At 57.4% G+C, this 25,138-nt stretch carries 19 protein-coding genes; 6 read left to right on the plus strand and 13 right to left on the minus strand.

Going from position 1 to position 25,138, the window contains the following annotated elements:
* Nucleotides 1-76 precede the first annotated feature (76 nt).
* From PGR91_RS01270 to trxB, 8 genes are all read right to left on the minus strand, one after another.
* Entirely contained in the window at nt 77-1,456 is a 1,380-nt protein-coding gene (locus PGR91_RS01270; protein WP_118655428.1) for a hypothetical protein, read from the minus strand.
* A gap of 138 nt (nt 1,457-1,594) precedes the next feature.
* Nucleotides 1,595-1,888: a ribosome hibernation-promoting factor, HPF/YfiA family gene (gene hpf / locus PGR91_RS01275; protein WP_055202497.1), complete on the minus strand. Its 294-nt coding sequence runs from the start codon at nt 1,886-1,888 to the stop codon at nt 1,595-1,597.
* On the minus strand, nt 1,857-2,798 hold the full coding sequence (locus tag PGR91_RS01280) for a tyrosine-type recombinase/integrase (RefSeq protein WP_055202499.1): 942 nt from the start codon (nt 2,796-2,798) through the stop codon (nt 1,857-1,859). Before PGR91_RS01280 ends, hpf begins: the two co-directional genes overlap by 32 nt.
* Nucleotides 2,799-2,871: 73 nt before the next feature.
* Nucleotides 2,872-3,063 carry a 30S ribosomal protein S21 gene (rpsU, locus tag PGR91_RS01285; protein ID WP_055202501.1) on the minus strand — a complete coding sequence of 64 codons (192 nt, stop codon included), beginning with the start codon at nt 3,061-3,063 and terminating at the stop codon, nt 2,872-2,874.
* 74 nt (nt 3,064-3,137) lie between these two features.
* Entirely contained in the window at nt 3,138-4,298 is a 1,161-nt protein-coding gene (locus PGR91_RS01290; protein WP_118655430.1) for a ComEA family DNA-binding protein, read from the minus strand.
* Nucleotides 4,299-4,303: 5 nt separating this feature from the next.
* Nucleotides 4,304-6,145, minus strand: a complete 1,842-nt coding sequence (locus PGR91_RS01295; RefSeq protein WP_118655432.1) for a menaquinone biosynthesis decarboxylase — start codon at nt 6,143-6,145, stop codon at nt 4,304-4,306.
* 63 nt (nt 6,146-6,208) lie between these two features.
* Nucleotides 6,209-7,174, minus strand: coding sequence for an acyltransferase (locus tag PGR91_RS01300; protein WP_118655434.1), 966 nt, complete (start codon nt 7,172-7,174; stop codon nt 6,209-6,211).
* Between the two features lie 11 nt (nt 7,175-7,185).
* Complete coding sequence (trxB, locus tag PGR91_RS01305; RefSeq protein ID WP_101572049.1) at nt 7,186-8,115, minus strand: thioredoxin-disulfide reductase; 930 nt, start codon at nt 8,113-8,115, stop codon at nt 7,186-7,188.
* Between the two features lie 196 nt (nt 8,116-8,311).
* Between trxB and PGR91_RS01310 the strand changes: the two genes are divergently transcribed.
* Together PGR91_RS01310 and PGR91_RS01315 are read left to right on the plus strand one after the other, a co-directional pair.
* Complete coding sequence (locus tag PGR91_RS01310) at nt 8,312-9,409, plus strand: peptidoglycan DD-metalloendopeptidase family protein (protein WP_153497792.1); 1,098 nt, start codon at nt 8,312-8,314, stop codon at nt 9,407-9,409.
* Between the two features lie 29 nt (nt 9,410-9,438).
* Nucleotides 9,439-10,071: a LysE family translocator gene (locus PGR91_RS01315; protein WP_118655436.1), complete on the plus strand. Its 633-nt coding sequence runs from the start codon at nt 9,439-9,441 to the stop codon at nt 10,069-10,071.
* A gap of 2 nt (nt 10,072-10,073) precedes the next feature.
* On the opposite strand, the gene PGR91_RS01320 is transcribed toward PGR91_RS01315, so the two are convergent.
* Complete coding sequence (locus tag PGR91_RS01320) at nt 10,074-10,577, minus strand: GtrA family protein (protein WP_055202513.1); 504 nt, start codon at nt 10,575-10,577, stop codon at nt 10,074-10,076.
* Nucleotides 10,574-12,607, minus strand: a complete 2,034-nt coding sequence (uvrB, locus tag PGR91_RS01325; protein WP_055202515.1) for an excinuclease ABC subunit UvrB — start codon at nt 12,605-12,607, stop codon at nt 10,574-10,576. The genes PGR91_RS01320 and uvrB overlap by 4 nt, the downstream gene beginning before the upstream one ends.
* Before the next feature lie 104 nt (nt 12,608-12,711).
* Between uvrB and PGR91_RS01330 the strand changes: the two genes are divergently transcribed.
* From PGR91_RS01330 to PGR91_RS01340, 3 genes are all read left to right on the plus strand, one after another.
* Nucleotides 12,712-13,296 (plus strand): manganese efflux pump MntP family protein, encoded by a 585-nt coding sequence (locus PGR91_RS01330; RefSeq protein WP_055202517.1) that lies wholly within the window; start codon nt 12,712-12,714, stop codon nt 13,294-13,296.
* A gap of 78 nt (nt 13,297-13,374) precedes the next feature.
* Nucleotides 13,375-15,327 carry a DNA primase gene (gene dnaG, locus PGR91_RS01335; protein ID WP_118655438.1) on the plus strand — a complete coding sequence of 651 codons (1,953 nt, stop codon included), beginning with the start codon at nt 13,375-13,377 and terminating at the stop codon, nt 15,325-15,327.
* Nucleotides 15,328-15,441: 114 nt separating this feature from the next.
* On the plus strand, nt 15,442-16,668 hold the full coding sequence (locus PGR91_RS01340; protein WP_055202521.1) for an alkaline phosphatase family protein: 1,227 nt from the start codon (nt 15,442-15,444) through the stop codon (nt 16,666-16,668).
* Nucleotides 16,669-16,906: 238 nt separating this feature from the next.
* On the opposite strand, the gene scpA is transcribed toward PGR91_RS01340, so the two are convergent.
* Together scpA and PGR91_RS01350 are read right to left on the minus strand one after the other, a co-directional pair.
* The gene (gene scpA, locus PGR91_RS01345) at nt 16,907-19,042 is read right to left on the minus strand and encodes a methylmalonyl-CoA mutase (protein ID WP_101571756.1); all 2,136 of its coding nucleotides are present in this window, start codon (nt 19,040-19,042) and stop codon (nt 16,907-16,909) included.
* A 12-nt stretch (nt 19,043-19,054) separates the two neighbouring features.
* On the minus strand, nt 19,055-20,938 hold the full coding sequence (locus PGR91_RS01350; RefSeq protein WP_101571758.1) for a methylmalonyl-CoA mutase family protein: 1,884 nt from the start codon (nt 20,936-20,938) through the stop codon (nt 19,055-19,057).
* Nucleotides 20,939-21,205: 267 nt separating this feature from the next.
* Between PGR91_RS01350 and PGR91_RS01355 the strand changes: the two genes are divergently transcribed.
* The gene (locus tag PGR91_RS01355) at nt 21,206-22,849 is read left to right on the plus strand and encodes a beta-N-acetylhexosaminidase (protein ID WP_055202527.1); all 1,644 of its coding nucleotides are present in this window, start codon (nt 21,206-21,208) and stop codon (nt 22,847-22,849) included.
* Nucleotides 22,850-23,919: 1,070 nt separating this feature from the next.
* Here PGR91_RS01355 and PGR91_RS01360 read toward each other — a convergent pair.
* A complete protein-coding gene (locus PGR91_RS01360; RefSeq protein ID WP_118655442.1) occupies nt 23,920-25,083 on the minus strand; it encodes a glycosyltransferase in 1,164 nt (387 codons plus the stop codon).
* Nucleotides 25,084-25,138 lie beyond the last annotated feature (55 nt).

A 25,138-nucleotide genomic window follows, 5' to 3' on the forward strand; every position in this document is an offset into this window, starting at 1 on the left:
TTTAAACAGGTACAAAGTTAGGCAAATAGTTCGCATTCTTCCAAAACAGTCGGAAGAATTTGTACGAAACCGCGGATCAGCGGATTTTCCCGTCCGTAAAGCGGTGCAGTCCGCGATCTTTCATCCACAGACCGAGGTAGCAGAACGCCGCATGGTAGGCGACCCACTCCTCGCGCGACGGATAAAAGTCTTCCTGTCGCTGCTGGTAATACTGTCCCGTCGTATCGCGGGCCTGCATCCGCAACATCTCCTGCGCCCGCACGTCCGCCCAGGCCGACGCCGGGACGTCGAAACCCTTGTCCCAGCCGAAAGCCATCGCCATCACGTCCATCATCAGAAAATTCGCCTGGCGGCCGTACCCCCAGTCGTTGCCTTCGGGGTAGTAAATCTGCGGAGTCGCCTCCCCTTTCTCGCCGCGCACGTACATCGTGCGACCGTCGCCGACCGGGCGGAGCGCCAGCGTCCGGTACAGCAAATCGCCGTTGTAAACCGTCGTCCGCGGCATCCGCAGGCCCGCCAACCGCCAGATCCAAGCGTTGTACCCGTTGTGCATGAAAGCGGTCATGTAATCCGGATGCAGGATATTGTGGTTGACCACGATTCCGTAAGCATCCACATTGCTACCGCGCAGGATTTCGTTCAGTCTGAAACCATTGATCTTCCGTTTACTGCACAAATCCTGCGGTGCGGCGTAGGCCGAAAGCTGCAACTCGACCGACTTATCGTACCAACCCTTCCAATGCGGATGCTCCGGCATCATCGCGGCGGCGATCACCAGAATCGTCGAGTTCCACGAATTTTCCTCGGCCTTGCTGTCCCCCTTGAAGACCACTTTCCCGTTCGCATCCCTGTAATACGGAACCTCGTAGTCGATCAGCCGGTCGGCCTCGTCGACGGCCATCCGGCGTACCAGCTCCCGATCCTGCGGCGTCAGGTCGTCCCACAGCAGCCAACCCGCCGTAGCGGCGAAACTGGCCCACAGCGCGCTCTGCCACTCGTGTCCCCAGCCTTTGTCGCCGGCATTCACCCGATGCCGCGCCGCGAGCGAGGCAGTCATTCGCACCGCCTTGGCGACCGCTTCTGTTTCAGAAACGCCGGTAACCGCCGGATCGTACACCCCGAATTTCAACGACACGGCCAACGCGAGCGCTTCGCTGGCCACCGGACGGATATGATGTTCGCGGATCCCGCCGAAATCGAGGTATTCTCCCGACTGGGCTCCCAATTTTTTCACCTGGTCGTACCACTTGTTCAGCGCATATTTGTTGCTGTTCAACAGAATCGTTCTCACGCGGTCTTCCAACCTCCCGCTTACCGGATCCGGATCGAACCGGGCCCAGCGTACCGGCGCTACCGCTTCCGGATCGTTCCCCGACGGACGGACGGTCCCGACAGCGCGGGAACACCCGCAAATGCAGGCGAAAACCAGTAAAAATCTCAGCGGATCGTTTTTCATAATATCGGATTCAAGTTAGTCTCATACGCGAGGCATCCGGCTTATGCAACCGTTTGCACAAAGATATGGATTTTACTGCAGAAACGAAAACCGTCCCCCCGGAATCCGGAGGGACGGCCACGATATCGTCCGTTTTTTCTAACGGTGTTTCTCTTTATACTTATCGATCTGCTTTTTAATAGCGTCGAGACACTGATCGATCGCTTCTTCAAAAGTTTTGCAACGACGTTCGGCAACCAATTCGCTGCCGGCGACATCCATTTTTACGACGGCCACTTTATTGCCCAGTTCATCGTCTTTGTCGACTTTCAGGTTTACCTGCGCGGAGAGAACACCCTCAACAAACCGATCCATTTTGTCCATTTTGTGTTGAATGAAGTCGACGAGTCTCTGGTCGGCATCAAACTTTACGGATTGAATCTGCACTTTCATAATTATCCTCCTTATCTTTTTTAGCCCTCGGATGGGCGTGATTATAGATCTCTTTGAGCTTCTCGATGCTGTTGTGCGTGTACACCTGCGTCGTTTCGAGACTGGCGTGTCCGAGCAGCTCTTGAATCACTCGGATATCGGCCCCGTGGTTCAGTAGGTGAGTGGCGAACGTATGCCTCAGCACATGCGGGCTGCTCTTGCCTTGTACGCCCGCTCCTTTCAGCACCTCATGCACCGCATTGTACACTTCACTGCGCCCGATCGGCTTTCCTTGTTGCGTTAAAATTAAGAAATTATTTCCGTTTTTACAAATATTTTGCGCTTCGATCAGCTCCCGATAATGCCGTACCCGCGCGGCTACCGGCTCGATCACCGGGACGATCCGCTCCTTATCTCCTTTGCCCCTCACCTTCAACGTCCGGTATCCGTCCGAGAAATCTTCCGTCCGTATACCGGTCAGTTCTGCAAGACGGATGCCAGTCGCGTAAAACAACAGCACCACGACGGCGTCCCGTTCCGTAGAAAAATCGTCGGATGGTTGCATCAGCGATGCGACGATGCGCTGCATCCGGCTTTCTTCGACGAACGACGGCAGTCGCTGCGGCGTTTTCAGCGCCGTGATATGCGCGAAAAGATCCGATTCAACGATCCGTTGCTTGCGAAGGTAGCGAAAATAGGCCTTTACCGACGAGATTTTCCGGTTGATGCTCCGTGCCGCCATTTTTTCCGTGCCGCCGAGCGAGACGATCCAAGCCCGCAGATCGTCGGCCGTCACCCGCGCCGGGTCGAACGGTTCCGCCCCGTCCCGCGTACAGAACCGAGCGAAGCGGCGGATGTCGTCTCCATAGGCTTTCACGGTCAGTTCCGAATAACGCCTTTCGGCGCGCAGGTATGTCAGGAATTCGTCCATTGCCGTAAAGGTAAATAAAAAACCGTCCGGAACGTAGTTCCGGACGGTCTCGTTTATGATAAAAACACGCGTACTATTCTTCCTCCCGCTTCAACTGCTCGACGTAGATCGCATGCAGCTTGTTCTCACGCGCCGTAATGGACGGCTTCGTAAAATATTGGCGGCGACGGAGTTCTTTCAGCACACCGGTTCTTTCGTATTTTCTTTTAAATTTTTTGAGTGCGCGTTCAATGTTTTCGCCCTCTTTGATCGGCATGATAATCATTTTGCAAAAATGGTTTTAAATTTTTTAGTAATCAAAATTCGTAAATCGGTGTAAACCGACGCTCCCGCGCGGGTTTACTGCACTCTGAAACAGAGATACGGAGAGAGCTTCTCAGCCTGCTGCTCCGAAATGATATGTTGCTCTGTCAAATCTCTTATACTACGCCAACCTCCTTTTAATTGTCGGTATTTCAATAACCGGTTTAAAACTCGTTCCGGCAGGTAGGGATGATCCCTCAACTGCAACGGGAGTGCAAAGTTAATATCAATTTTTTGAATTTTACTACTGTCTACCCAAATTTGTTGCAAAATGCGGCGATAATTTTCATCGGTCATCCCCTCGATCTCGCGTAGCTGCCCGATCCGGGCGAATCCGCCGAGCCGTTCGCGGTAACGCACGATTCGGCCGGCCGTCAGCGGCCCGATCCCCCTCACCGCGACTAACGCGGCCGAATCGGCTCCGTTCAACTCGACCGGGCCGGAAACCGAATCCGACGCACCGCGCTTCTCCAGAAGTTCTTCGCGGCGCCCGACAACCGAATCGATCCGGATATAGGGTTCCAGTTTTCGGTAGCGGTCGGCCGACACCATACGGCAGCGCGCGAAGTCGGCGGCCGTGCGGAAAACGGCTCCGGCCTGCCGGTAATGCACGATGCCGTCGGCCTGTTTCGGCGAAAAACCCAGGCGCAACAACCCGTCCCGGTCGATCGTGTTCGGATCGAAAAGAAACAGCGAATCCTGCACCGGAATCCGCCCCTCCCGGACGGAATCCGTCCCCGTCTCCGGTTTCGAAAAATTTCCTCCTGCGCGGATCGCGATATAAGGCGACAATTCGCGGAACTTCCGGTCGGAAACCATACGGCAGCGCGCGAAGTCGGCGGCCGTACGGAAAACAGCTCCGGCCTGCCGGTAATGCACGATGCCGTCGGCCTGTTTCGGCGAAAAACCCAGACGCAACAACCCGTCCCGATCGACCGTATTCGGATCGAAAAGAAACGGTCGGACGGAATCCGTCCGGTACTCAGCCGCCCGCGCACGGGAATTTTTCGCCCGATACGACGAATCGAGCGCCCGATCGCCGTACATCGTGAAACTCCGCTCGAAACGGGGTTTGCCTTGCCACAGAAACAGCAGCGCGATCAGCACCAGCAACGGAATCAGCAGCAGGATCCGCCTCCCTTCGCGGCCGGAGCAGGCCGTCCAGGCCTTCAGCAACGCTTTCAGACGCTCTTTCATCGGATTCAGTATTCGGCGGACGCGCGCCGTTGCAGTTTCAGGTAGCGCAACGACGGGGACTCCGTCCGCGGCCCGAGTCCGTACTCCTCCCAGCGGGCGTCGACCCGTGCGATCGTTTCGGGCGACGACGCCACCACGTTCGGCCAGCGGCGCGCGAACCCGTTCACTCCGCCGGCTTTCGTCCGGGCGTCGAAAATCGCCGTGCCGCCGGAAAACGCCACGTCGCGCGACGGATCGCAGTTCGACGAAGCGAGCCACAGCAGATCCCCGTAGGAAAATCCGTAGGCCCCGGCATCCAACAGGACGGCCAGCGGCAGGTACGAGACCCCGTTCCGTCGCAGAAACGCCGGAACATCGGGTACGACGGACGAGGCGGCATAGAGCAGCAACACGCCCCACGACGCGCACAGCGAATCGTCCGCCCTCTCCACGCCGTAACAGTTTTCCCACCGCTGCGGCAGTCCGACGGGCGGTACGGCGCCGTCCGGATCGACCCCGGTCAGATCGAAGGCCAGTTTTCCGCCGAGCCCCATCCGGGGAGCGGCATGATCGAGCACATCCAGCGGCCCGCGCGACAGCACGACGTCTTCCGGAACGCGCACGCGGCGCAGCAACTGCCGCAACACCTCCGGATCGCGGACGTCCCTGCCAGACGATGCGACCGCCATGTATTTGTTGAACATCATCTGCCCCGCGCCCCACAACGACGAAGCGACCTTCAACGCTTGCCCCGGATAGTTCCGCACGATATCGACGACCGCAATGTTATGGGCCGCACCCTGCACGGGCATATACAGATCCCTGACCTCCGAAAGCATAGCCCGGCGGATCGGCGCGAGGAAAATCTTTTCGGTAGCCTTGGCGATGTAAGCGTCCTCCTGCGGCGGCACGCCGACGATCGTCGCCGGATAGACCGCGCCCCGGCGGTGCGTAACGGCCGTGACGTGGAACACCGGATAAGCGTCTTCGAGCGAATAGAAACCGGTATGGTCGCCGAAAGGTCCTTCGGTCGTCTTCGGCTCGGCCGGATCGACATAGCCCTCGATCACGAAATCGCAGTCTCCGGGCACCCGCAGATCCGAAGTCAGGCAGCGCACCAGTTCGACGGGACGGCGACGCAGAAACCCGGCCAGCAAGTACTCGTCCATGTTATCGGGCATCGGCGCCGTCGCAGCATAAGTGTACGCCGGATCGCCGCCCAGACACACCGCCACCGGCATTCGCCGTCCCAGCTCCGCATACCTGCGGTAGTGGCGCTCGCCGGTCTTATGCAGGTGCCAGTGCATTCCGGTCGTATGCTCCGACAGGATTTGCATCCGGTACATCCCCACGTTGCGCACGCCGCTGTCCGGATCGACCGTATTCACCAGAGGCAGGGTCACGAAGCGGCCGCCGTCGTGCGGCCAGCACCGGAGCACCGGCAGCAGACTGAGACGGGCCTCTTCGCCTGTCAGCACGACCTGCTGGCAGGCTCCGCGCCCGCCGCGGTTGCGCGGCAGCCAGCGCGACATCTTTTCCAGCACCGGCAGCATACGCAACTTGTCCATCAGCGACGGCTTCGGCGAAGTCAATTCGCCGAACAGCGCGTCGATCCGCTCGGTAAGCTCTCCGAGCCGTTCCACGCCGAGCGCCATCGCGATCCGGCGGTCGGAACCCATCATGTTGGTCAGCACGGGGAACGCCGTCCCGGTATTTTCGAACAGCAGGGCCCTTCCCCCTCCGGGCCGCTTCGACTCGCGGTCGGTCAATTCCGCAATCTCAAACTGCGGATCGACCGGCACGCGGACCCGGGCCAGTTCGCCGGCCCGTTCGAGCGCCCCGATATAATCGGTCAGATTTTTATACATAGCACGATTCGAATGAAATCTTTCGGATACGGTCTCCGTACGGACCGATCCGGAAGGCGCGGATCACTGCACCAGCAGGTTGCACCCCCGGATTTCGCTGCCCGAAATACGTCCCAACATCCGGAACGCCCCGTCGCCGCACACGACGCCGAGGTCTTCGGTCTGTACGAAAGAACACGAATAAAGGTTCGCCAGATCGATGACGTTGATCCCGCCCGTCCGCCCGGCAGGCAGCGTGCAGAACGGATCGTTCAGATCACGCACCGACACCCGCATCCACGACGGCGTCCGGAAGATGCCCTCGCCGGCGGAATAGGCCTGCGACATCAGCTCGGCCATCCCGTATTCCGAATGGACGGACGGTACGGAGAACGCCCGGCACAACAGTTCGTGAAACGCCTCGCGCGGCAATTCCTCGCGGTGTCCCTTCATGCCGCCGGTCTCCATCACCACCGTATCGTACAGCGGTCCCGGACGCCGTTCGGCCAGATCCCACAGCGCATAACTCACTCCCAACAACACTTTCCGCACCGTACACGCCCGCATATCGCGCAACAGGGCCTCGTGGTCGTACAGATAAAAACCGCCGCCGGCCCCGTCGCGGATCAGCCGGTCGGCCATGTATATCAACGACGACCCTTCCCGTTCGAGGTAGCTGGGCAGCAACGCAAAAACGGCGACCTCGCCGACCGGCCCGTAAAACCGTTCGAAAGCGCGCGTAAAAGCCTGCCGGTAAAGCTCCAGATCGGCGACATAATGTTTCGCCGGCGTCTGACCGGTCGTGCTGCTACTGGTAAAGACCGTCTCCGGCTCGCGGTCGGCCGCATAAACCCGACGGTTCTTGAAAACCCCGATCGGTAAAAAAGGGATTTCGGAAACCCGCCCGACGGATTGCGGCCCGATCCCGAGTAGGCCGAGGTACTCTCGGTACGGCGCACAAGCCTCCGCCTGGAAGCGGAACACTTCCAGCGCCAGCCGGTCGAACTCTTCGTCGTCGCGGACAGAAAAAATCCGGTTCGGATCGATCATCGCCCGACCTTTTACAGTTGCAACAGGAACCGTTCGCATTCCAGCGCGGCGGCGCACCCCGACCCGGCCGCGGTGATCGCCTGCCGGTAATGCGGATCCTGCACGTCGCCGGCGGCAAAGACGCCGACAATGTTCGTGCGGCAACTCCCCGGCGCCGTTTTGATATATCCTTCGTCGTCAAGTTCCAGCGAGCCCCTGAAAATCTCCGTATTGGGCTGATGCCCGATCGCCACGAAAAAGCCGGTCACGCCGAGTTCTTCCTCCCGACCGTCGGCACGGCGCACGCGGACCCCGGTTACGCCGGAATCGTCGCCAAGCACCTCCTGCGTCGTGGTCTCGAAACGGATCTCGATGTTCGGCGTGGTCATCACGCGTTCCTGCATCGCCTTCGACGCCCGGAAACGATCCTTACGCACGATCATATACACTTTCCGGCAGATCGTCGCGAGATAGGCCGCCTCTTCACAGGCCGAATCGCCGCCGCCGACCACCACGACATCCTGTCCCCTATAGAAAAAGCCGTCGCACGTAGCGCACGCCGACACGCCCATCCCCCGGAACCGCTGTTCGGACTCCAAACCCAGGTAGCGGGCTTCCGCCCCGGTAGCGATAATCAGCGCTTCCGCCTCGATCCGCTTCTCGCCGTTGACGGTCACCCGAAACGGACGCATCGTGAAATCCACCCCGGTCACCGCACCCATCCGGATATCGGCCCCGTATCTGATCGCCTGCTGCTTCATATTCTCCATCAGGACGCCCCCGTCGATCCCGTCGGGGAATCCCGGAAAATTCTCAATCCGCGTCGTGGTCGTAAGCTGTCCGCCCGGGGCCATCCCTTCGTAAAGGATAGGCGTAAAACCCGCGCGCGAAACATAAATCGCCGCCGTATAACCCGCCGGCCCGCTGCCGACGATCAGGCATTTCGTTTTTTCGGTCTCCATATCGTTATTTTTAATCGTTGCGTAAGTAGCTGCAAAAATCAAACAGATTATACAAATATAGAGGATATTTTCGAAACGGCGCGAATCCGGACGAATTCGTTCCGCCGCGACGGGCCCGGCCGCAGCCGGCGTCGCGGAAATTATGATTTCCCGAAAAAAATGCCTATTTTTATAGCCATAAAAAACAAATCGCCGTATGAGACTGCGTTCATTGATCTTATCTATTGTCGTAACCATTTTACTTTCAGGATGTTCGTCCGTAAAATCGTTTTTCGGCAGTTCGAAAAAACAGCAGCGGCAAAAGGCCGGAACGGAAGTCGTGGCTGAAAATATTTCCGCACGGACATCCGAATCCGACGGCAATTCGCTCTCTGAAAATTTAAAATCCGATAACAACGTGTGCGCAATTCCGGGCGTAGAACGTCCGGAAGCGATGATCAAACCGCTGAAGGCGCGACCGGAGATGAGTTTCGGCGAAACCGAAAGCGCGAACGTCCGCATCCCGTTGCGTTATAACAATCCGTTCCCCGAATCGGGCGAACTGGTCGTTCCGCTGTGCGAGCTGGAGACGGAATTCTGTTATCCGTATCCGGGAAAACTGATCTCCCCGTTCGGGCGACGCGGACGTTCGAACCACACCGGTATCGACATCAAGGCGATCCCGAACGACACGATCCGGGCCGCGATGCCGGGCGTCGTGCGGATGTCGAAACCGTACAGCGGATACGGCAACCTCGTCGTGATCCGGCATTACAACGGCATCGAGACCGTCTATGCGCACCAGTCCCGGAATCTCGTCCGGGTGAACGACGTCGTCGAAGCCGGCGACCCGATCGGGTTGGCCGGAAGAACCGGCCGGGCGACCACCGAGCACGTCCATTTCGAAGTACGCGTCGCCAGCGAACCGGTCAATCCGACGCTGCTCGTCGATCCGGACAACCGTTGCCTGCGCAGCGACCAAACTCTTTACTGTTATAACCGGGGCGGAGCGATCCGCGTCTCGACAAAACGCGCGACGACTTATATTCCGGACAGCGACGGCAACCAGCCGATTTTTGCCCAGACCCTCGAACCGGCGGATAAAACGGCCCCCCGGGAATCGTCGCCCGCGACAGCCGCCGAGAGAGACAACTCGCCGCAACAAACCGCGCCGACCTACCACTATGTGAAAAAAGGGGAAACCCTGTCGCACATCGCGGTAAATTACTCGACGACCGTCTCGAAGTTGTGCGCACTGAACGGGATCAAGCCGAACAGTCTGTTGCAGATCAAACAGAAATTGCGCGTCAAATAGCCGTCCGCGGATTTTGAACCGCTCCGCACATGAAACTGCTCGAATTTATCGTCGCCTCGTCGTTACTGACCCTGATGCCGGGTCCGGATATTTTGTTTGTCATGGCCCAAAGCATCGTCCAGGGACGTAAGACGGGGATCGCGGTGGCCTTGGGGCTTTGTTCGGGATTGTTCGTACACACGGCGCTGGCCGCGCTCGGCATCTCGCTGATCATCGCCTCTTCCCCGATCCTGTTCGCCGCCATCCGTTACGCGGGAATCGCCTACCTGATCTATATGGGCATCGTTTCGCTCAGAAGCCGTAACGACGCATCCGTCTCCATCGCGGACAGCACGGCCACCCTGCAAAACGAATCCGCCGGCACGTTCGGCAAGCTCTACCGGACGGGAATCACGATGAACCTGCTGAACCCGAAAATCATCCTTTTCTTCCTCGCGTTTTTTCCGCAATTCCTCGACAAAACATCCGCAACGCCGCGCATCGACATCCTGATCCTCGGCACGACGTTCGCAGCAGTAGCGATTACGATCTTCACGATCGTGGCCCTGGTCGCCGACTGGGTCTCCGCACGGTTCGGCGCACGGCAGGTCCCGCCGGCCACGCTGGCCTGGATCCGGGCCGGAGTCTACTGGACGATCGCCATGCTGTTCCTGTTCTACTGACGTCAGCGGCAATTGCCGTCCACGCAGCCCCGGAATGAAAAATATTTCTGCATCAGGTAGCTGTAAGCGACCGAGATCGCTTTGGTGAGGGCGTTCGACGGCGTAGGATAGATCCCGATCACGCCGACGAACAGTTTCATGCACAGATAATTCAAAAGGATCGAGCCGCACACGCTCATCAGGTAACGGAACAGTTGCACGCGTCCGCGCAACGGCGAACCGTGAAACGCGATGTGACGGTTCAGCCAGAACCCGGTGAAGAACGTGATCGGAAAAACGATCATCCAGGCGGCGTTATACGACGAAACGGCGACAAAGTCGCCGAGATGCACGACGCCCTCCTTATCCAGCACGAAATTGTAAAGAATGAAATAAAGCAGCAGGTCGAACCCCATGTTCGCCCCGCCGCAAACCGCGTAACGGAACGTCTGTAACGGCACCAGCCGCCGCAACGGCGGCAGGTAGAAAATATCGATGATGCGGGTCAGTCTCCGGGCGAACGTCATTTCTTTTTCAGGTTTTGCTGTTTTTCCTGCAACGCGTACATCTGGTCGCGGTAAGCGGCAGCGGCGGCAAAATCGAGTTCGCGAGCGGCATTTTCCATCGCTTCGCGGGCGATCTTGATCGCCGATTCGAGGTCGTGCTCGGTCATGTAGGCGGCCACCGGATCGGCCGCCACTGCAAAGCCGCGGTCCCCGGTCAGGTCGTACAGTGCGCCTTCCCCTTTGCGGCCCTGCAACGCTTCGCCGGAAAGGATCGCCCGGCCGCTCTTGATCGCCTGCCGCGGCACCACGCCGTGCAGGTTGTTATAATGTATCTGCTTTTCTCGGCGGCGGTTGGTATCCTGTATCGACAGCCGCATCGAATCGGTGATCTTATCCGCATACATAATTACCCGTCCGCCGACGTTTCGCGCCGCGCGCCCCGCGGTCTGCGTCAGCGAACGCGCGCTTCTCAGAAAGCCCTCCTTGTCGGCGTCCATGATCGCCACCAGCGAAACTTCGGGCAGATCGAGTCCCTCGCGCAACAGGTTTACGCCGATCAGCACGTCGAACAATCCGGCGCGCAGATCGTCGAGGATCTGCACCCGTTCGAGCGTATCGACGTCGGAATGAATGTACCGGCAGCGGATTCCCATCCGGTCGAAATATTTATAGAGCTCTTCGGCCATTCGTTTGGTCAGGGTCGTCACCAACACCCGCTCGTCCGCTTCGGCGCGGATTTCGATCTCCTCGACCAGGTCGTCGATCTGGTTCAGCGTCGGACGCACCTCCACCGGCGGATCGACCAGCCCGGTCGGGCGGATAAACTGTTCGACCACCGAACCCTCCGATTTGATCAGCTCGTAGTCGGCCGGCGTGGCGCTCACATAGATCACCTGATTTTCGAGCGATTCGAATTCGTTGAACTTCAACGGTCGGTTGTCCAACGCGGCCGGCAACCGGTAGCCGTAATCGACCAAGTTGTTTTTACGCGAACTGTCCCCGCCGAACATCCCCCGTATCTGCGGGATCGTCACGTGACTCTCGTCGATAATCAACAAAAAGTCTTTCGGGAAATAATCGATCAGGCAGAAGGGCCGACTGCCCGGCGAACGCCCGTCGAAATAGCGCGAATAGTTCTCGATCCCGGGACAATAACCCAATTCCTTAATCATCTCCAGGTCGTATTCGACGCGCTGTTTGAGCCGCCGGGCCTCGGTCGGCTTACCGATCGACTCAAAAAACTCGCATTGTTTCCCCAGATCGAGCTGGATCATCCGGATCGCCTGCTCGACGCGTTCGCGCGTCGTCACGAACAGATTGGCCGGGTAAACGATCACGCGTTCGAGCGATTCGAGCCGTTGTCCGGTCACCGGATCGATCAGGCTGATCATCTCGATCTCGTTATCGAAGAAAACCACCCGATAGCACTTCTCGCCGTAAGCGGCGAAAATATCGACCGTATCGCCGTTGACGCGGAACGTGGCCGGCCGGAAATCGTTCTCGCTGCGGGTGTAGAGCGCATCGACCAGCGCGTACAGCAGTTTGTTGCGACTGATCACATCGCCGACTTTCAGCTCAACCGACGTGGCATGGAAGTCCTCGGGATTGCCGATCCCGTATATGCACGACACGCTCGATACGACGACGATGTCGTTACGGCCGCTCAGCAGCGACGAAGTGGCGCTGAGCCGCATTTTCTCGATCCCTTCGTTGATCGACAGATCCTTTTCGATAAAAGTGTCCGTCGTCGGCAGGTAAGCCTCGGGCTGGTAATAGTCGTAATAAGAGACGAAATATTCGACCGCATTCTCCGGAAAGAAGTTTTTGAACTCGCCGTAGAGCTGCGCCGCAAGCGTTTTGTTATGGCTCATGATCAGCGTCGGCTTATTCAGCGCGGCGATCACGTTGGCCATCGTAAACGTCTTGCCCGAACCGGTAACGCCGAGCAGCGTATTGTGCCGGCAACCGTCCCGCAGCGCCGACACGAGCTGCCCGATCGCTTCGGGCTGATCCCCGGTGGGGCTGTATTCCGATACCAGTTTGAAATCCATGGTGCAAAGGTAAGAATTGATTTAAAAATCCGGTCACGTCGTACCGTTTATTCACAAAACCGGAATTAATAGCTATTTTTGCATAAAATTTAGCACTTTTCCGGATGGGTTTACTTGGGGTCTTACTGTTGGGAGTCGGATTGAGTCTCGACACGTTCGCCGTCTCGCTGTCGCTGGGATTCGCCGGGTGCACGACGCACCGGCAGCGGATGCGTTTCCTGATCGTCATCGGCATCTTCCACTTCCTGATGATCATGGCCGGCTGGTTCCTCGGCGAAAACGTGAGCCGGCTGATCGCCGACTACGACCACTGGGTAGCCTTCGGGCTGCTGGCGATCGTCGGCGGCAAGATGATCAAAGAGGGCCTTTCCGCCGAAGGAGAATCGGTCAACTGCAACGACCTGTTATCGCTACGCAATACGCTGCTGCTCGGCGTGGCGCTCAGCATCGACGCGTTGATCACCGGATTCAGCCTCGGGATGGTCAAGATCAGGTTGTTCGACGGACCGCCGCTGGGCAACACCCTGCTCGCGGCGCTGCTGATCGGCCTGTCGGCTTTCCTGATCTCGGCCGCCGGACTGAAGATCGGCAAACGCGTTTCGTCGCGGCTCGGCCCGAAAGCCGAAATCTTCGGCGGCTTGATCCTGATCGGCATCGGCGTCAAAATCCTGATCGAACACCTCAGCTAAAGCGTTCCGGCCGGCGCGCCGCATCCTACAATCCGAAAATTATCGTAACTTTGGATTCCGGAAACACCGTTTATCCCTATGATCGACAAAGCAACCATAGACCGTATTTTCGCCGCCGCCAACATCGTCGAGGTGGTCGGCGACTTTGTCACCCTCAAAAAGAAGGGGATAAACTACCAGGCGTGCTGTCCTTTCCATAACGAAAAAACGCCGTCGTTTGTTGTCTCGCCGTCGAAGGGGCTATTCAAGTGCTTCGGCTGCGGCAAGGGAGGCAATGCCGTGACCTTCGTGATGGAACACGAAAACATGACCTATCCCGAAGCGTTGAAATACGTCGCCCGCAAATACGGCATCGAGGTCGCCGAACGCGAACAGACTCCCGAAGAGGTGCGCCGCAACGACGACCGCGAGAGCATGATGGTCGTCTCGTCGTATGCCGCCGACTATTTCGTCCGGACGCTGCACGACACGCCCGAAGGACAAAGCATCGGTATCGGCTATTTCCGCGAACGCGGGTTCTCGGACGCCACGATCCGGAAATTCGGACTCGGCTACTGTCCCGACGGCGGCGACACTTTTACGCGGCAGGCGCTGGCCGACGGCTACAAAGAGGAGTTCCTGGTCGGCACCGGACTGACGATCAAACGCGAGACGGGCGGCTATTACGACCGTTTCTGCGGCCGGGTAATGTTCCCGATCCACGGGATCAGCGGACGCGTAACCGCATTCGGCGGCCGGACGATGCGCACCGACAAGAAAGTCGCGAAATACCTGAACTCGCCGGAATCGGAGATCTACCACAAAAGCGACGTCCTGTACGGAATCTATTTCGCCAAACGGGCGATCACGCAGCAGGACTGCTGCATCCTGGTCGAAGGTTACACGGACGTCATCTCGATGCACCAGTCCGGGATCGAAAACGTGGTCGCCTCGTCGGGCACCTCGCTGACGGACGGGCAAATCCGGTTGATCGGCCGCTTCACGCGCAACGTGACGGTGATCTACGACGGCGACAGCGCCGGCATCAAAGCCTCGCTGCGCGGGATCGACATGATCCTGAAAGACGGTCTGAACGTGCGGGTCGTGCTGCTGCCGGACGGGGACGACCCCGACTCGTTCGCCCGCAAGCACAACGCGACCGAACTGCGCGATTTCATCCTGTCGCACGAGGAAGATTTCATCTCGTTCAAGACCCGGTTGCTGCTGGCCGAGGCGGCGGGCGACCCGTTGCGCAAAGCGGCGCTGATTGCCGACATCGTGCAAAGCATTTCGGTGATTCCGGACGCCATCACCCGTTCGGTCTACACGCGCGAATGTTCGCGGCAAATGGAGATCGACGAACAGATCCTGCTGCGCGAGATCGCGCTGCGCCGCGTCGAACACACGGCCGGCAACGAAGCCAAAGAGTTTATCCGCAACCAGGAAATCATCCGCCGGCGCACGGAAAACCAACCGGCCGCCATAGCGCAAGTCGAAGCGGGCAGCAGCATCGAAGAACTGGAAAACGAACTGATCAAATACCTGCTCAAGTACGGCGAGCACGACTTCGAGTACGTCGAAGGAAAGGAGGTCGTCGAACTGAACGTGGCCGAAGTGATTATAAACGACCTCGACCAGAACGGCATCGTGATGAAAAACGCCGTACTGCACAAAATATACGAAGAATACAAAACGCTACGACAGAGCGGCGAAGAAATCGGCATGAACCATTTCATCAACCACCCCGATCCGGAAGTCAGCAATGCCGTGGTAAACCTGCTGACCTACGACGACAATTACATGGTCAGCAAACTGTGGAAAAAATTCGACATCGTCGTCGAAAGCGAACAGGAGCGGCTGCCGGTGGCGGTTCCGCGGGCCGTGATCCTGTACAAGTCGAAAGTGATCGACGACATCATCGCCGGGCTGCGGGCGAAACTGGCCGACCAGTCGCTGCCGGAGGAGGAACAAGCCACCCTCACCCACCAGATTTCGGTTCTGAACCAGGAACGGACGCTGATCTCGAAAAAACTTTCGCGGCTGATCGTCTGAATGATTGCCCCGCCGAACCGGGCTTCGTCCCGTTTCTCCTCGCTTCCATCCGTTTGCAAAAAATATTTGCCGCATTTTTCGTATCTTTGAATCCGGAACATTTAAAAACGGACTATGAGACGACTGACCCTCCTTTCTTTTGCATTCGCCTTGCTGCTGCCGCTCTCGGTTTTTTCCGCAAAAACGAAAAAAGCGGTATACGTTATTCTGGACGGAATTCCGGCCGACGTGATCGAACGGCTCGATCCGCCGGCCATCAAAGCCGTCGCAGCCGAAGGCGGTTACTCGCGCGCCTACTGCGGCGGAACCGTCGGCCGGTACGACCAGACGCCGACCATTTCGGCCGTCGGTTACAACTGCATCCTGACGGCCACCTGGGCCAACAAGCACGAAGTCTGGGACAATTCTCCGAAACCGGACTATAATTACTGGTCGATTTTCCGGATCGCCAAGGAACAGAAGAAAAATTTCAAAACGGGGCTTTATTCGAGCTGGACGGACAACCGTACCGTCTTGCTCGGCGAAGGGCTTCCCGAAACGGGCAATTTGAAGATCGACTACGTCGCGGACGGGCTCGACCTCGACACGAAAAATTACCCGAAAGAGAAAGACGACCTCCATATTTTCAAGATCGACGAAGCGATCTCCGAAGCCGCCGCCGAAGGAATCCGCAACGACGCCCCGGACATGAGCTGGGTTTACCTGTGGTACACGGACGACGCGGGACACTATTATGGCAACGGCGATTTCATGGACGAATACGTGATGAAAGCCGACAAGCAGGTCGAACGAATCCGGGAAGCCGTGAAATACCGCGAAGCCAACTACGACGAAGAGTGGCTGCTCATCGTGACGACCGACCACGGACGCGGCCCCGACGGATACCACCACGGCGGGCAGTCCGAACGCGAACGCACTTCGTGGATCGCCACGAACGTGCAGCCGAATGCGCACTTCGCCGCTCCGCTGCTGTCGATCGTAGACATCGCCCCGACGATCTGCCGCTACCTGGGCTTCGAAGTTCCGACGGACGTGCTGTGGGAGCAGGACGGGATGCCCTTTATCGGCAAGGCGGACATCGCCGGCATCCGGATCGACCGCAAAGGCAACGCCGTCGAACTGGGATGGACGAGCCTGAACGACAAAGCTACGGCCACCGTATACGCCGCCCGCTCCAACAACTTCAAACAAGGTTCGCCGGATCGGTGGGTCAAGGTCGGCAAAGTGAAAGCCGGCGCGGGAAGTTTCACCTACGACCTCTCCGCAAACCCGGACGGTTTTTATAAATTCGCCGTCGTAACGCCGAATAACCACCTGACCTGCTGGGCTCCGGCCAAGTAATCGTTCGGGAAACAGGCAGGGGGTTCCCTTCCCGCAAGCGAAAGCGGCCGTCCGGAGACTCCGGACGGCCGCTTTTTTATTCGGAGAAACAGGTGGGCAAAGCAGCCTCGACGGACGCACCGGAATCCATACTCGGAACCGATTGTCGATTCCCGGTCCGGCCGGAAAGGCCCCGTTCCTCCCGCAAAACAAACCGGGCCGCCCGAAAGGACGGCCCGGCCTCGTCTATGCATACAACCTATTCGGCATTCAAAATCTCCAGGATTTTGATCGCAGCGGTCGAGATCGGAGTTCCGGGACCGAAAATAGCGGCGGCTCCGGCTTTGTACAGGTCGTCGTAATCCTGGTGCGGGATCACGCCGCCGACGATCACCACGATGTCCTCGCGGCCCAGCTTCGCCAGTTCGGCGACGATCTGCGGAACGAGCGTCTTGTGGCCGGCGGCCAGCGACGATACGCCCACCACATGCACGTCGTTTTCGACGGCCTGTTTGGCGGCTTCGGCCGGGGTCTGGAACAACGGCCCCATATCGACGTCGAATCCGATGTCGGCGTAACCGGTAGCGACTACCTTCGCGCCGCGGTCGTGCCCGTCCTGACCGAGTTTAGCGATCATGATGCGGGGCTGTCGACCCTCCTTTTTGGCAAACTGCTCGGCCATTTGTTTGGCCTTCGCAAAACTTTCGTCGTTTTTCACTTCTGCTGAATATACTCCTGATATTGAACGAATAACAGCTTTGTATCGTCCTACGACCTCTTCGCAGGCATCCGAGATTTCACCGAGCGACGCGCGCACTTTGGCGGCTTCGACGGCCAGTTCGAGCAGATTCCCCTTCTTCGTGCGGACACATTCGGTAATAGCGGCCAGCGCGGCTTTCACTTTCGCTTCGTCGCGGTTGGCGCGAAGTTCGTTCAGACGCTTGATCTGGGCTTCGCGGACAGCCGTATTGTCGACGGCGAGAATGTCGATCGGATCCTCTTTTTCGAGACGGTAACGGTTGATCCCGACGATCGTATCGTTGCCCGAGTCGATGCGCGCCTGTTTGCGGGCGGCCGCCTCCTCGATACGCATTTTCGGAATACCGGTTTCGATGGCTTTGGCCATACCGCCAAGCTTTTCGACCTCCTGGATCAAATCCCAGGCCTTGTGCACGATCTCGTCGGTCAGCGATTCCACGTAATAGGAACCGGCCCACGGATCGACCGCGCGGGTAATGTTGGTCTCTTCCTGAATATAGATCTGCGTATTACGCGCGATACGCGCCGAAAAATCGGTCGGCAGCGCGATGGCTTCGTCGAGCGCGTTGGTATGCAGACTCTGGGTGTGTCCCAGCGCGGCGGCCATCGCTTCGATCGCGGTACGCGCCACGTTGTTGAACGGATCCTGTTCGGTCAGCGACCAACCGGAAGTCTGCGAGTGCGTACGCAGCGCCAGCGATTTCGGATTTTTCGGGTCGAACTGCTTGACGATCTTCGCCCACAGCAGACGGGCGGCGCGCATCTTGGCGATCTCCATAAAATGATTCATGCCGATAGCCCAGAAGAACGACAACCGCGGAGCGAACGTATCGACGCTCATGCCGGCATTAACCCCCGTTCGCAGGTACTCCAGACCGTCGGCCAGCGTATAAGCCAGCTCGATGTCGGCCGTAGCCCCAGCCTCCTGCATGTGGTAGCCGGAGATCGAGATCGAGTTGAACTTCGGCATATTCTTCGACGTGTACTCGAAAATATCGGCGATGATCTTCATCGAAAATTCGGGCGGGTAAATATAAGTATTGCGCACCATGAACTCCTTCAAGATGTCGTTCTGGATCGTACCGCTGAGCTGGTCGAGCGTGCAGCCCTGCTCCAGACCGGCCACGATGTAGAACGCCAGCACCGGCAGTACGGCGCCGTTCATCGTCATCGAGACGGACATCTTGTTCAACGGAATGCCGTCGAACAACACCTTCATATCCTCCACCGAGCAGATCGACACGCCGGCCTTGCCGACGTCGCCGACTACGCGCGGATGATCGGCGTCGTAACCGCGGTGCGTAGCGAGGTCGAACGCCACCGAAAGCCCTTTCTGGCCGGAAGCCAGGTTACGGCGATAGAACGCGTTCGATTCGGCCGCGGTCGAAAAACCGGCGTACTGACGGATCGTCCACGGACGCATCACGTACATCGTACTGTACGGACCGCGCAGGAACGGCGCGATACCGGCGGCATAATTCAGGTGCTCCATGCCTTCGAGGTCTTCGGCCGTATAGGTTCCTTTCACGGCGATGTGCTCGGGAGTTACCCAGGGCTCGTTTTCCTTGCACCCTTTCGCGCTGCAGCACTTTGCCGCGGCGCCTGCATATTTTAAATCTGAAAATTTTGCTCTCATGACAATCCCTGTTTAAATACCGAGTTCTTTAAGATAATACTGGAGGGTTTCGAGCACGTTGTTGCGGACGCTGATAAAGTTCTTGATCCCTTGTGCTTCGAGCTCCTCTTTGCAAGCGGGCGCCCCGGCAACCACGAAAATCGCCTTGTCGCCGAGCAGCTTGAACGCCTCGGGAGCCAGCGTAGCGTAGTCGTCGTCGGCCGCGCAGATCACCACGATCTCGGCCTTCGCTTCCAATGCGGCTTTCACGCCTTCTTCGACGCTCTTGAAATAGGTATTGTCCTGCACGCGGATCCCGGCGCAGGCGAAGAAATTGCACGAGAACTGCGCGCGGGCGCGGGCAAAAGCCAACGCTCCGCAGGTCAGCATGAAGGCCTTCGGCTGTTTGCCGCTGCGGTCCACCTTCAGGCGCATCTGTTCGAAAGCCATCGCGCCGCGGTACGGCTTCAACGGACGTACGCCGTCTGCCGCCTGGGACGCGCAACCGCATTTGCAGGTCGATTTCCCGGTAACGACGTCTTCGGTAATCGCCTCGTCGGCCACTTCATTGAAATTAGGGAACTGGTTGGTTCCGAGCAGCGTCTCGCGGCGGGTCGCGATATTCGAATTCTTTTTGGCGGCGGAAGCTTCGACCTGATCCTGGATAAAACCGGCTTCGAACGCGGCGATGTAACCGCCTTTCTCTTCCACCTGCCGGAACAGGTTCCACGCCTGCTCGGCGATCGAATTGGTCAGGTTTTCGATATAGTACGATCCGCCGGCGGCATCGCAAACCTGGTTGAAATGCGACTCTTCTTTCAGCAGCAACTGCACATTGCGGGCGATACGCGCCGAAAAATCGGTCGGTTTTTCGTACGGCGTGTCGAACGGCAGCACTTCGATCGAATGAACGCCCGATACGGCGGCGCTCATCGCTTCGGTCGTGCCGCGCAGCATGTTGACATACGGGTCGTAAACGGTCATGTTCCATTTCGAGGTCACCGCATGCACCTTCATCTTGCTTGCGCAGCCGCGCGAAGGATTGTACGGCGCCATGATATTGGCCCACAGCAGCCGCGCGGCGCGGAACTTAGCGATCTCCATGAAGTAGTTCGAACTGATCGCCATCGAGAAACGCAGCGCCGGAGCGACCTGATCGACGCTCAGGCCCTGCTCCATCAGTTTCACCACGTATTCGTGGCCGGCAGCCAGCGTAAAGGCCAGTTCCTGCACGATCGTGGAACCGCTGTTATGGAAAATCTCGCCGCTGACGTTGACAAAACGAATCCTCTTGTATGCGGCTCCCTTCGAGATCAGCGACGCCAGATTCTCAAAACCCTTGCACTGCCCGTTCTTGCAGGCCATCGTTCCTTTCAGCGTCAGCTTTTTGACGATCGGGTCGAGCACGAAAGAGGCTCTCACCGTTTCGGGATCGACTCCCTCCTTATCCATTTTATCGATAAAAAGGCCCGCTACTTTTTTGGTGGCGCAGCCGCTGAAAACGAGCTCGGTATTTTTTACCGAAATCCCGGACAGCAGCGTATCGAGGTCGGCTGCGGAAAACTCCTTGTCCCCGATCACGAAACCGATCGATTCGACCCCTTTGGTCAACAGGACGGTAGCCTGTGCATTGGCCTCTTTCGGACATCCGACCTCGATGGTCTGGACGATCCGCCAGTTGTTGTCTTTCCCGGTACCCCGTACGTACGGAAATTCCCCGCACTGCGAACCGAGGTACTTGATGCCGTCGAGATTCTCGGCGCGGTAGTACGGGCGGACATTGAATCCCTCGGCCGTTCTCCACACGAGTTTTTTCTCATAATCGGCCCCTTTAAGGTCTACCGCGATCACCGATTCCCACTGCTCGGTCGAAACCGGCGGAAATTCGGCGAACAGCTTCTGTTCCTTATTTGCCATAGTTTTATGATTTGATAAGATTAGTTTTCCCCGCATCTGAAAAATCAAATGCATACAAAGTTATAATTTTTTTACGAACAGACGGCAAACCGCCGGACATTTTCGCCCTTCCCCTACGAAAACAGACCGACGCGATGCGACAATACGGCTACGCGATCGCACGAAGAGTCCGGATCGACGGTCGGCAAAAAGCGGACGGATACGACGCGGTTTTGCGAAAAAAACGTATTTTTGTTCCACCGAATCCAAAATTTAAAAATCTGACCTATGAAAAAACTGCTATTCTTCTGCGGCGTCGCGGCCGTCTTATGCAGCTCTTGCGGCAAACGGATCGCCCGCGTCGAATCGGTCGACATCGTACCGCAGCCGGTATCGGTCGTCGCCTCCGACGGGGCGTTCGACCTGACGAAAAACACCAAAATCTGCCTGCTGTCGGACGACTCGACGCTGAACTACTCCGTCCGCCTGTTCAACGGCCTGCTCGACAAATCGTTCGGCAAACCGCTGCCGGTGATTAAAAGCACGCAGCCCGAAGCGGGCGCGATCAACGTGCGATTGGGCGGCCTGCAACCCGAGGAATATACGCTGAATATCCGTCCGGACGGCGTCGACATTACCGGAGGAAGCCCCGCCGGCGTATTTTATGCCTTCCAGACGCTGCGGCAGTTACTGCCGGTAGCCGTAGCGCGGGGCGAAAAAGCCGGCGTCATCGAATTGCCCGTCGCGGAGATCGCCGACAAGCCGCACTTCGCCCACCGCGGCGGAATGCTGGACGTGTGTCGTCACTTCTTTACCGCCGACGACGTGAAAACTTTCATCGACATCCTCGCTATGCACAAACTCAATCGTTTCCACTGGCACCTGACCGACGACCAGGGTTGGCGGATCGAAATCAAACAATACCCCAAACTGACCGAGGTCGGCGCGTTCCGCGACCGCTGCAACCTGCAAGCCGAAGCCGACGCACCGAAAGATTCGGTTCCCTACGGCGGTTTCTACACGCAGGACGAAATCCGCGACATCGTACAATATGCCGCAAAACGGTTCATCACGGTCATCCCCGAAATCGAAATGCCGGGCCACGCCTCCGCTGCGCTCGCCTCCTATCCTTACCTCGGCTGCAAAGGCGAAGGGTATGTCGTTCCGTCGACCTGGGGCGTAAAAGCCGACGTGTACTGTGCCGGCAACGATTCGACGTTCCGGTTTATAGAAGGCGTCCTGTCGGAAGTGGTCGAACTGTTCCCGTCGGAATACATCCATATCGGCGGAGACGAATGCCCGAAAATCAACTGGCAGCAATGCCCGGCATGCCAGCAGCGGATCAAAACCGAAAAGCTAAAAAACGAGAACGAACTGCAAAGTTATTTTATGCAGCGGGCCGAGAAATTCCTCGCAGGCAAAGGCCGCAAGATCGTCGGCTGGGATGAGATTCTCGAAGGCGGCATCTCGGAAACGGCGACCGTCATGTCATGGCGCGGTTCCGCGGGCGGTATCGAAGCGGCTAAAAAGGGAAACCACGTCATCATGGCCCCGAACTCGCACTGCTATCTGGATTACTACCAGACCGACAAGACCGAAACCGAACCGAAATCGATCGGCGGACATCTTCCGATCGAGAAAGTGTACTCGCTCGACCCGTACGAAGGGCTGAACGCCGACGAACAGCAGTACATCCTGGGCGTACAGGGCAACCTGTGGACCGAATTCATCAGCGAATTCGACCATGCCGAATACATGTTGCTGCCGCGCCTGGCGGCGCTGGCCGAAGTGGGCTGGTCGTACGACAATAAGGATTTCGACAGTTTCAAGAAACGCGAAACTTCGCTGGCCAGGCTGTACGACGCTTACGGGTACAAGTATGCCAAACACATGTTCCCCGCCGACAGTACGGCCACGGACACGACAAAATAAAAAACCGGTAACGGCCGCCTTACAATCCGATACCGAACTTGAACAAAAAAGCGATGCGGGAATCCGCATCGCTTTTTTTACCGCCTTCCGAAAACGCAATTCGTCATCCACCGACAAAACAGAGAACCGGCGGATTGGGTTCTATCTCCGAAAGCTGAAACGGGGATAAAAGATCGACCGTTAAATGCAGGAACAACCGTATGAATCACAAAAAGGCGATTGTCCCGAGGCACAACAAGCCATACAACTTCCGCCGTCAGCATAAGTCGTGGTGCATTGTCCTCTCGGGCAACCGGAGCTTCCATTTTCGGTTAACGCTCCAACGTTTTGCATGAATAAATCGCCGACCGCATTTTTGTACCGAGCGGTAAATACGGTTACTGCCGCAACGGCGGTAACGAAACCCGATCAGCAAAAACGAACAGATTTTTTCTTTTCATTATTCCTTCATTCTCATCATTACAACTATCGGATTATCGTCCGATGTTATCTCGCCCAAACCTTCTACGAAAATCTTGTCAGAACCGTTCCTGGGAAAATCGATCATGCTGCTCGGGATAATCACATCGACCAAGTAGTTTTTATAATAAACCTGATGAACACAACTCGGGAAACTCGAATTGAGATAAATATAGGCCGGGAAATCCGTCAGGTCGTTTTTGATTCTTTTCGCATGATAGGTCTTATCTTTATACCTGATATAATAGCGGACGTCCTCTTTCTGAAAAAATCGTTCCTCTGCACCTTCTTTAAAATAATACGAAAAGGACATTATATCGGAATTATTGATATTTAAAACGGGGAACATGGCTACACGATTCGCACTCTTATATATAATATGCGATTTCAAGCATTACAATAGAAAAAAATCGTGAAAACAGAAAAAATAACAGGCCGTATTCCTAACGGTTGAAAACATCCGACAAACAATTTGCAGTTAATTAGAAGTCAGGTGCACGTGTCGACTATTCGGCAACACGACTCAAAATAAATCGTACACCCGCAAATCCCGTATCGGAATCGCGTCAATTTCGGCAGCCAAAGCCGCGCTGAAAAAGGCCGGAAAGCCCCTATTCCTTTTGTTTCCCGGCGTCGATCAGATCGATAAACTGCGCCGCCACGTTCCGGATATCGTACTGCGACAGGTCGATTCCCCGCACCTGCGCGCGATAATCGCCGCGAAGCGCCGCGCGGAACCCGTCCGGATCGAACGTGCGGTCGTTGAACGACAGGATCGGCCGGCCGGTCATCGCATAGTCGATCAGCTTGCTCGGCGTAGCGTTCGACGTAGTATTGTCGAAATTGATCAGAAAATCGGCCGCGCCGAGCCGTTCGATCAGCCGTTCGCGCGGCAACGCTTCGCGCAGCACGATCCGGCCGCGCACCCGCTGTTGCGCCTGCCGGATCATTTCGGCGAAACAAGGGTCCAGGCAATTGATATACAGATCGAAGCGAAAATCCGCATCCAGCGTCTCCAGAAAATCGAAAAAGAAGCGCGGGTCGCGGATCCGCTCGTAGAAACGGCCTGCGTAGGCGAACGTCGGCTGCGGATTCGGCTCGTAAGGCCGGCGTTTCACGGCGTTCAGATCGAATCCCTGCGGAATGATTCTTATCCGTTCCCGGCTCTTATAAGGCGTGTAACAGCCCAACGCCTTTTCGACCGGAATCGTAAAATAATCGAACCGGCGCCCCCAACATTTCAAGATCAGGTAATAGGCAGGAAACACGTTCGGCGCCACATCGCCGCGGAACGGCGGATCGCTGAATTCGGCGATCGTCACGGCATGCCTCAGGTTCGGATTCCGCCGCATCGCCCGGGATACGGCCCGGTGGATCGCGGCCGGATACGAAATCGACAGCACGGCGTCGAACGGCTCGTCCAACGCGACCAACTGCCGGAAAATCCCCGGATTGTATTTGGCGAAAAACTCGTGGCAGTAAAAATAGAGAATCCAGCGCTGTGCGAATTTCGGGATAAATCGGCGGATGCTCTTATTTCTGCGGGCGACCGCCGACCCGCCCCGTCCCTCTACCGTACCGTCGGCAAAAATCACCCGCAACCCGTCCGCCTGCAACGGATCGTCGCGAAAAACCTGCCGGTTCGGAATCAGCAACGTTACCCGGTGTCCTTCGCGCGCCAGCTCGCGCGCCAGCTCGGTCGTGCGGAACGCCCGAGGCGAAAGCTCCGGATAACACGCATCCGAAACCATCAGTATTTTTTTCGAATCGCTCATAACCAAAGATTTTGAAACGCCGGGAGCCGTTCAGTCCCGAAACTCCCGCGGCAGA

Source organism: Candidatus Alistipes pullistercoris, from assembly GCF_027665465.1.
In the GTDB taxonomy this organism is placed as follows: domain Bacteria; phylum Bacteroidota; class Bacteroidia; order Bacteroidales; family Rikenellaceae; genus Alistipes_A; species Alistipes_A hominis.